The 6,784-nt window shown below is 67.8% G+C and carries 5 protein-coding genes; all 5 read right to left on the minus strand.

Annotation, left to right across the window (positions count from 1 at the left end; all coding sequences use genetic code 11):
* Window positions 1–2: 2 nt before the first annotated feature.
* Window positions 3–1,538, minus strand: a complete 1,536-nt coding sequence (locus A9977_RS06840; RefSeq protein WP_183024118.1) for an efflux transporter outer membrane subunit — start codon at window positions 1,536–1,538, stop codon at window positions 3–5.
* Window positions 1,539–1,612: 74 nt separating this feature from the next.
* Complete coding sequence (gene urtE / locus A9977_RS06845) at window positions 1,613–2,305, minus strand: urea ABC transporter ATP-binding subunit UrtE (protein WP_183024119.1); 693 nt, start codon at window positions 2,303–2,305, stop codon at window positions 1,613–1,615.
* 746 nt (window positions 2,306–3,051) lie between these two features.
* Window positions 3,052–3,924 (minus strand): urea ABC transporter ATP-binding protein UrtD, encoded by an 873-nt coding sequence (gene urtD / locus A9977_RS06850; protein WP_183024120.1) that lies wholly within the window; start codon window positions 3,922–3,924, stop codon window positions 3,052–3,054.
* The gene (gene urtC / locus A9977_RS06855) at window positions 3,921–5,135 is read right to left on the minus strand and encodes an urea ABC transporter permease subunit UrtC (protein ID WP_183024121.1); all 1,215 of its coding nucleotides are present in this window, start codon (window positions 5,133–5,135) and stop codon (window positions 3,921–3,923) included. Before urtC ends, urtD begins: the two co-directional genes overlap by 4 nt.
* Window positions 5,132–6,679 carry an urea ABC transporter permease subunit UrtB gene (gene urtB, locus A9977_RS06860; RefSeq protein WP_183024148.1) on the minus strand — a complete coding sequence of 516 codons (1,548 nt, stop codon included), beginning with the start codon at window positions 6,677–6,679 and terminating at the stop codon, window positions 5,132–5,134. Before urtB ends, urtC begins: the two co-directional genes overlap by 4 nt.
* Window positions 6,680–6,784: the final 105 nt, after the last annotated feature.

Here is a 6,784-nt window from a genome sequence, read left to right on the forward strand (position 1 = left end):
CATCAGTTCCCGGAAGTCTTCGGTGCGGCGGCCACGGCGGTGGCGTCGGCGGCGTTCCAGCCGCCGCCCGTGGCCGCGATCAGCGACACGCTGGCGGCCAGCTGGCGGCCGAGCACCTGCGCGGCGGTGCGCTGGTTGGTGAGCGAGAGGGTCTGCGCCGTCACCACGCTCAGGTAGGTCGCGGTGCCCGCGCGGTACTGGCTCAGCGCCAGCCGCTCGGCGAGCTGCGCGGCGCGCACGGCATCGGCCTGCAGCGCCGATTCGCGCTCGAGCACGCGCAGCGTGGCCAGGTTGTCCTCCACCTGCTGGAAGCCCCCGAGCACGGTCTGCTTGTATTGCGCGACCGAGGCGTCGTAGGCGGCCACGGCCTGGTCGGTGTGCGCCTTGCGCAGGCCGCCGTCGAACACCGTCTGCGCCAGCGCCGCGCCCAGCGACCACACGCGGCTGGGCGTGTCGAACAGCGAGGCCAGGCCGGCGGCGCTGAAGCCGCCGCTGGCGCTGAGCACGATCTGCGGGAAGTACGCGGCCTTGGCAACACCGATGTTGGCGTTGGCGGCCTGCACGCGGCGCTCGGCGCCGGCGATGTCGGGGCGGCGCTCGAGCAGTTCCGAGGGCAGGCCGGTGGGCGCGACCGGCAGCTGGAGCTTGAGCGCGGCCGAAGAGGACAGCGTCTCGGCGGTCGGCGGCTGCGAGGTCGCGGCCAGCGGCGCCAGCGAGAAGGCGGCGGGCGCCTGCCCCGTGAGCACCGCGATCGCATGCTCGAGCTGCGCGCGCTGGGCCTCGAGGTCCACGGCCTGGGCCTGCGCGGTCCTGAGCTGGCTTTCGGCCAGCGCCACGTCGGAGCGCAGCACGGTGCCGGCGGCGTACTGGTGCTGCGTGAGCTCCAGCGCCCGGGCGTAGGCCGCGGTGGTGCTGGCGTAGAGGTCGCGCTGCAGGTCGATCACGCGCACCTGCAGGTAGTCCTGCGCCAGCGTGGTCTGGATGCTCAAGCGCGCACCCGCCAGGTCGTCGGCACTGGCCTGCTCGCTGGCGCTGCCGGCCTCGACCGAACGCCGCACCGCGCCCCAGAGGTCGGGCTCCCAGCTGGCGCCCAGGCCCAGGGTGTCGGTGGTACCGAGCCGGACGGCGCCGGTGCTGTTGGTCTGCGCGCGGCTGGCGCCGGCGTTGAGGCCGACGCTGGGGAAGAAGTTTGCGCGCGCTGCCGCGGTGATGGCCTGCGCCTGGCGGTACTGGGCCTCGGCGATGCGGAGGTTCTGGTTGGCCGCGTTGGCCCGCACGATCAGCGCGCCCAGTACGGGGTCGCCGTAGGCCTCCCACCAGGGATGGCTGGCGTCGACGGCCTGCGGGGCGGCGGTCTTCCAGGGGCCGCCGCTTTCCTTGTAGGCCAGCGGCAGGTCCATCGCCGGGCGGACGTAGTCGGGGCCGACCGCGCAGCCGGCCAGCAGCAGCGCGGCCAGCGCGAGCAGGCTCAGCGTCGCTGGCGGGGAACGGAGAAGGCGCGCCGGTCGTCGCGCGCGTGCTGCATCGGATGCGTCCATGGTGGATGCACTCTAGGCACCCGCCACAGACCGCACGCTGTCGGATTCATGACGGTTCTGTCAGTTTGGGCGCCTCAGATCGCGACCAGCTGGCGCACGCCGTCGGCTTCCATGTCCTTGCCCAGCCCGCGCGCGATCACCTCGCCGCGCTCCATCACCAGGTAGTCGTCGGCCAGTTCCTGCGCGAAGTCGTAGTACTGCTCGCACAGCACAATCGCCATGTCGCCGCGGTCGGCCAGCATGCGGATCACGCGGCCGATGTCCTTGATGATCGAGGGCTGGATGCCCTCGGTGGGCTCGTCGAGGATCAGCAGCTTGGGCTTCGGTGCCAACGCACGCGCGATGGCGAGCTGCTGCTGCTGGCCGCCGGAGAGGTCGCCGCCTCGGCGGTGGATCATCTGCTTGAGCACGGGGAAGAGCTCGAACAGCTCCGAGGGGATCGGGGTGCTGCCGCTCTTGTAGGCCAGGCCCATGCGCAGGTTCTCCTCGACCGTGAGGCGGGCGAAGATTTCCCGTCCCTGGGGGACGAAGCCCATGCCGGCGCGGGCCCGGTCATAGGGCGTCTTTTTCTGGATCGGCTGGCCGTCGAATTCGATGCTGCCGCTCTTGATGGGGACCAGGCCCATCAGCGATTTCAGCAGCGTGGTCTTGCCGACGCCGTTGCGGCCCAGGAGGACGGTGACCTTGCCCAGTTTGGCTTCGAAGCTGAGGTCGCGGAGGATGTGGGAGCCGCCGTAGTACTGGTGGATGTTTTTTACCGTGAGCATTCTTGTGCCTCTGCGCTTTGGTTGAGGGCGGGGCCGGGACTCGCCCCGGCGGGCGACTCACTTTCTTTTGCTTCGCCAAAAGAAAGTAAGCAAAGAAAAGGCGACCCTGCTGTCTGCGACCCTCCGCTTCGCTGCGGGCAACCTGCGGTGCTCGCGGTTCGCGGGGACTCGCCCCGGCGGGCGACTCACTTTCTTTTGCTTCGCCAAAAGAAAGTAAGCAAAGAAAAGGCGACCCTGCTGTCTGCGACCCTCCGCTTCGCTGCGGGCAACCTGCGGTGCTCGCGGTTCGCGGGGTCTCGCTCGAACTCGCTTCGCTCAGACAATCGCGAGCCCTGATCCGCGAACCGCTGCGCTCCTCGGCGCAGCCAGAAGGGATTTGGGAGCGGGAACCGAACGGGCCATCGCTTCGCTCGGCCATCAAAACAGACATCAGCACCGCAGGCGCAAGGCGCCTGCGGTGCGTTGTGGGCCGAGCGAAGCAAAGGCCCGAGCGCTCTTCAAGCCCCTCTGGATGCGCTGAGGAGCGGAGCGTTTCGCGGATCAGGGCTCGCAGTTGTTTGAGCGAAGCGAGTTCTGCGAGACCCCGCGAAACGTGAGCACCGCAGGGTGCCCTGGAGCGAAGCGGAAGGGTCGCAGACGGTGGGGTCGCCTTTCTTTTGCTTACTTTTCTTTGGCGAAGCAAAGAAAAGTGAGTCGCCCGCCGGGGCGAAATCCCGGCCCCAGGCCCCACCAACGCCAACAACGGATCAACGACCAAGATAGACCTCGATCACCCGCTCATCCCCCTGCACCTCATCCAGCGTCCCCTGCGCCAACACAGACCCATCGCACAACACCGTGACGATCTCCGAAATGGTCCGGATGAAGCTCATGTCGTGCTCCACCACCATCAGCGAGTGCTTGCCCTTCAAGGTGAGGAAAAGCTCGGCCGTCCGCGCCGTCTCCTCGTCGGTCATCCCCGCCACCGGCTCGTCGAGCAGCAGCAGCTTCGGGTCCTGCATCAGCAGCATGCCGATCTCCAGCCACTGCTTCTGCCCATGGCTCAGGTTCCCCGCCATGCGCGACACGCTGTCCGCCAGGTGGATGGTCTCCAGCACCTCGGCCAGCCGGTCGCTCTGGGCCGAATCGAGCCGGAACAGCATCGACTGCCGCACGCCCTTGTTCGTCTTCAACGCGAGTTCGAGGTTCTCGAACACCGTGAGCTGCTCGAACACCGTCGGCTTCTGGAACTTGCGGCCGATGCCCAGCTGCGCGATGTCGGCTTCCTTGTGGCGCAGCAGGTCGATGGTGCTGCCGAAGAACACGGTGCCCGAATCGGGCCGCGTCTTGCCGGTGATGATGTCCATCATCGTGGTCTTGCCCGCGCCGTTGGGGCCGATGATGCAGCGCAGCTCGCCCGGCGCGATGTCGAGCGACAGTTTGTTGATCGCATTGAAGCCGTCGAAGCTCACGCACACGTCCTCGAGGTACAGGATGCGGCCGTGCGTGACGTCGACCTCGCCCGGCGTCGCATGGCGGCCGAAGTCTGCCGCGCGGCCGCCCGATTCGGTCTGCCCCGGCACCGGGCCATGGACCTTCGCGATGCGCTGCGCGCCCTCTTCCATCAGGTCGGGCGTCATGCGCGGGCTCCTTCGGGCGTGGCGACAGTGGGTGAAGGAAGGGCCGCGGGCTCGACGCCTTCCGACGCGGCCAGCGCGCGCTGCGCCTCGAGCCGGCCGTCGCTGGGGGATTTTTCCTTCGCGCGCCACTTGCGCACCAGGCCCACGATGCCGTTGGGCAGGAACAGCGTGACGGCGATGAACAGCGCACCGAGGAAGTACAGCCAGTACTCAGGGTAGGCCACCGTGAGCCAGCTCTTCGCGCCGTTGACGATGAAGGCGCCGAGGATCGGGCCGATCAAGGTGGCGCGGCCGCCGACCGCGGCCCAGACCGCGATCTCGATCGAGTTGGCCGCGCTCATCTCGCCGGGGTTGATGATGCCCACCTGCGGCACGTAGAGCGCGCCCGCCACGCCGCACATGATGGCCGAGATGACCCAGATCGTGAGCTTGTAGGGCAGTGGGTTGTAGCCCGAGAACATCACGCGCGTCTCGGCATCGCGAATCGCTTGCAGCACGCGGCCGAACTTGCTGCGGACCAGCCATTGGCTGAACAGGAAGAAGCCCAGCAGGGTCAGGCCGGTGAGCACGAACAGCGTCATGCGCATGCCCTGGGTGGCGATCGGGATGTCGAGGATGCGCTTGAAGTCGGTGAAACCGTTGTTGCCGCCGAAGCCGGTCTCGTTGCGGAAGAACAGCAGCATCGCGGCGAAGGTCATGGCCTGCGTGATGATCGAGAAGTACACGCCCTTGATGCGCGAGCGGAAGGCGAAGAAGCCGAACACGAAGGCGATCAGGCCGGGCACCGCGACGATCAGGATCAACGTCATCACGAAGCTGCCCGAGAAGGTCCAGTGCCAGGGCAGCGTCTTCCAGTCGAGGAACACCATGAAGTCGGGCAGATCGCTCTTGTAGTTGCCGTCGGTGCCAATCTGGCGCATCAGGTACATGCCCATCATGTAGCCGCCCAGCGCGAAGAACATGCCGTGGCCCAGCGACAGGATGCCGGTGTAGCCCCAGATCAGGTCCATGGCCAGCGCGCAGATCGCGTAGCACATGATCTTGCCGAGCAGCGCGACCGCGTAGTCGCTCATGTAGAACGCGCTCTCGCGCGGCAGCACGAGGTTGAGCAGCGGCGCCAGCGCGCACACCACGATCAGCGCGACGAAGAAGGCCGTCCAGCCCTTGCCGCTCAGCAGCGGGCCTTTGGTGGGGAGGGTGATCTTGCTCATGCTTCTGCACTCCGGCCCTTCATGGCAAAAATTCCTTGGGGCCGCTTCTGGATGAAGATGATGATGAAGACCAGCACCGCGATCTTCGCGAGCACCGCGCCGGCCCAGCCTTCGATGAACTTGTTGAGGATGCCCAGGCCCATGGCCGCGTACACCGTGCCGGCGAGCTGGCCCACGCCGCCCATCACCACCACCATGAAGGAGTCGACGATGTAGCTCTGGCCCAGGTCGGGGCCGACGTTGCCGATCTGGCTCAGCGCGCAGCCCGCCAGGCCCGCAATGCCCGAGCCCAGCGCGAAGGCGTAGGTGTCGATGCGCGCGGTGTTCACGCCCATGCACGAGGCGATCGGCCGGTTCTGCGTGACGCCGCGCACGAACAGGCCCAGCCGCGTGCGGCCGATCAGCCATCCCATGGCCAGCAGCACCAGCACTGCGAAGATCACGATGCAGATGCGATTCCAGGGCAGGGTCACGTTGCTCAGCATGCTGAAGCCGCCGCTCATCCAGCCCGGGTTCTCGACGCCCACGTTCTGCGCGCCGAACAGCGTGCGCACCAGCTGCTGCAGCATCAGGCTGATGCCCCAGGTGGCGAGCAGGGTCTCGAGCGGCCGGCCGTAGAGGAAGCGGATCACGCCGCGCTCGAGCACCGCGCCGACCAGCGCCGACACCAGGAAAGACACCGGGATGGCCGCCACCAGGTAGAAGCCGAAGGCCGATTCGGGCAGGTACTTCTGGAACAGGCCCTGCATCACGTAGGTGGCGTAGGCACCGATCATCATCAGCTCGCCGTGCGCCATGTTGATCACGCCCATCAGCCCGTAGGTGATGGCCAGGCCCAGCGCGGCCAGCAGCAGCACCGAGCCCAGGCTGATGCCGCTGAACACCGCGTTGATGCGGTCGCCCCAGACCAGCGCACCGTCGATGCTGGCGATGGAGGCGGCGATGGCGCTCTTCACGCCCGCGTCGGTCTCGTCGGCCAGGCGCTGGTTGAGCAGCAGCTTGGTGTCGGGGCTCTTGCGTTCGGCCAGCGCCTGGGCCGCAGCGATGCGCCGGGCCGGGTCGGCGCTGTTGAGCGTGGAGGCCGCGCGCACCAGTTCGAGTTGCGCCTTGATGGCGGGATTCGTCTCCGCGGCCAGCGCCTTCTCGACGGCCGGCAGTCGCGACTCGCTGGGCTCCTTGAGCAGGCCCTGGGCGGCTTCGGCGCGCACCTTGTCGTCCTTGCTGCCGAGTTGCAGCACGGCCTGCGCGGCGTCGAAGGCGCCGCGCATCATGTTGTTGTTGACCACGTCCTCGGCGGTCTCGGGCACCTTGAGCTCGACGCCGGTCACGGGGTCGTAGCCCTTGTCGTCTTTCATCACGAAGACCTTGTCCTCAGTGAACTTGACCGCGTCGTCGGCCATGGCCTGGATGAAGGCGGCCGTTTTCTCGTCGGCCGTGAGCACGGCCTTGTCGAGCGCGGCGATCCGGGCCTCGGTGTCGCCGAAGGCGATGGCCCGGGCTTCGTCGGCGGTCAGCGCGTGGGCGGCCGATGCCATGAAGAGCATGGCGGCGATGGCGCAGTGGAGGGAGCGTCGAAGCATGTGCTGCACGGCATCGCGCCGCGTTGAGCATTGCCTTGCGCCCTCCCCTTCCGGGGGAGGGTTGGGGTG

It is taken from the genome of Variovorax sp. UMC13 (assembly GCF_014170375.1).
GTDB lineage: Bacteria > Pseudomonadota > Gammaproteobacteria > Burkholderiales > Burkholderiaceae_C > Variovorax.

Excerpts from the sequence above, each read along its gene's own strand:
- A9977_RS06840 (WP_183024118.1), bottom strand. The coding sequence starts at position 1,538 with ATGGACGCATCCGATGCAGCACGCGCGCGACGACCGGCGCGCCTTCTC.
- urtE (WP_183024119.1), bottom strand. The coding sequence starts at position 2,305 with ATGCTCACGGTAAAAAACATCCACCAGTACTACGGCGGCTCCCACATC.
- urtD (WP_183024120.1), bottom strand. The coding sequence starts at position 3,924 with ATGACGCCCGACCTGATGGAAGAGGGCGCGCAGCGCATCGCGAAGGTC.
- urtC (WP_183024121.1), bottom strand. The coding sequence starts at position 5,135 with ATGAGCAAGATCACCCTCCCCACCAAAGGCCCGCTGCTGAGCGGCAAG.
- urtB (WP_183024148.1), bottom strand. The coding sequence starts at position 6,679 with ATGCTCTTCATGGCATCGGCCGCCCACGCGCTGACCGCCGACGAAGCC.